This is a genomic window from Streptomyces sp. NPDC016640 (genome assembly GCF_043076215.1).
Taxonomy (GTDB): Bacteria; Actinomycetota; Actinomycetes; order Streptomycetales; family Streptomycetaceae; genus Streptomyces.
The window spans coordinates 1-1,154 of record NZ_JBIBRG010000055.1; the positions used below are offsets into that span (position 1 = coordinate 1).

A 1,154-nucleotide genomic window follows, 5' to 3' on the forward strand; every position below is an offset into this window, starting at 1 on the left:
TACACGTCCCGCAGATGGAACATCACCACACCGGTGACATGATCCAGCGGAATCCAGTTCAACGACACATCCGCCGCGCCGAGCCCGTTCAGCTGCTCGGTGGCCGCCGAACGACTCAGCACATTACCGTGGGTCAGCCGCACCGCCTTGGGCAGACCCGTACTCCCCGACGTCATCAGCATCAGCATCAGATCATCGGGCCGCGCCGGATACCAGTCACGCTCCTCAGGCGCCCCACGCAACTCATCCGCCGTGGCCAGCCGCAGCCCCGGCCAGTCCTGCCGCACAGCCAGAGCGCGCAACCCGGCCTCCAGACCGGCCGAACACACCATCCACGGCCGCCCCAGCATCCGCCAGATACCCTCCAGCTTCGTCAACGCCGCCGAAGGCGTCTCATACGAAACCGGCACCGTCAACGGAACAGCGACGAAACCACCCAGGATGCACCCCCACAGCACGGCGAGGAAATCCTCACTCACATCGCACTGGAAGATCACCTGATCCCCCGGACGCAGCCCGGCCCGGCGCAGACCCGCCAGCACCCGCGACGCCTCCGCCACCAGCGAGGCATAACCACGCCGGTGCTCACTGCCATCGCCGTGCACGTGCACGATCTCGCCCTCGCCCCGCTGCGCGGCACGCCGCAACGCCTGCGCCCAGCCCGACACCGACGGCTCCACCAACGCCGGACCCTCACTGAACGCCGGCACAGCCGAGACGCAACCAGAACCCTTCACCGACGCGACCGGCTCGGCACGCCCCGCAAGCCCGGCATGGCGGCGCCCCAACTCCTCCGGGACATCCTCCACCGACACCTCGACACCCGTGACGCCCGGCACACGGGCCAGCCGCTCCCGCCAGGCCCCGGCCGCGATCCGGTCCACGACCGGCAGGACGCGCAACGCCTCGGTGTCCACCACACCCCCGGCGTCCAGGGGCAGCGCGTTGACGGCCATCACCCGCACCGCGCCGTGCCCCGCACGCTCCAAAACCTCCTCCACCCGCTCCGCGGCATCCACCCGCCCCGGCACCACATACAGACACGACGCACCACCCCCGGCACCGGCCAGCACACGGGCATCACGGATACCGGGCACAGCCAACGCCATACCCTCCAACTCCACGACATCCACCGCGGCCACCGCGTCCACCGC

1 protein-coding gene is annotated in these 1,154 nt (G+C 70.0%); it reads right to left on the reverse strand.

Annotation, left to right across the window (positions count from 1 at the left end; genetic code table 11):
* The coding region (locus ACF07S_RS33495) for an AMP-binding protein (RefSeq protein ID WP_391975930.1) at positions 1 to 1,154 on the reverse strand (1,154 nt) is incomplete at both ends.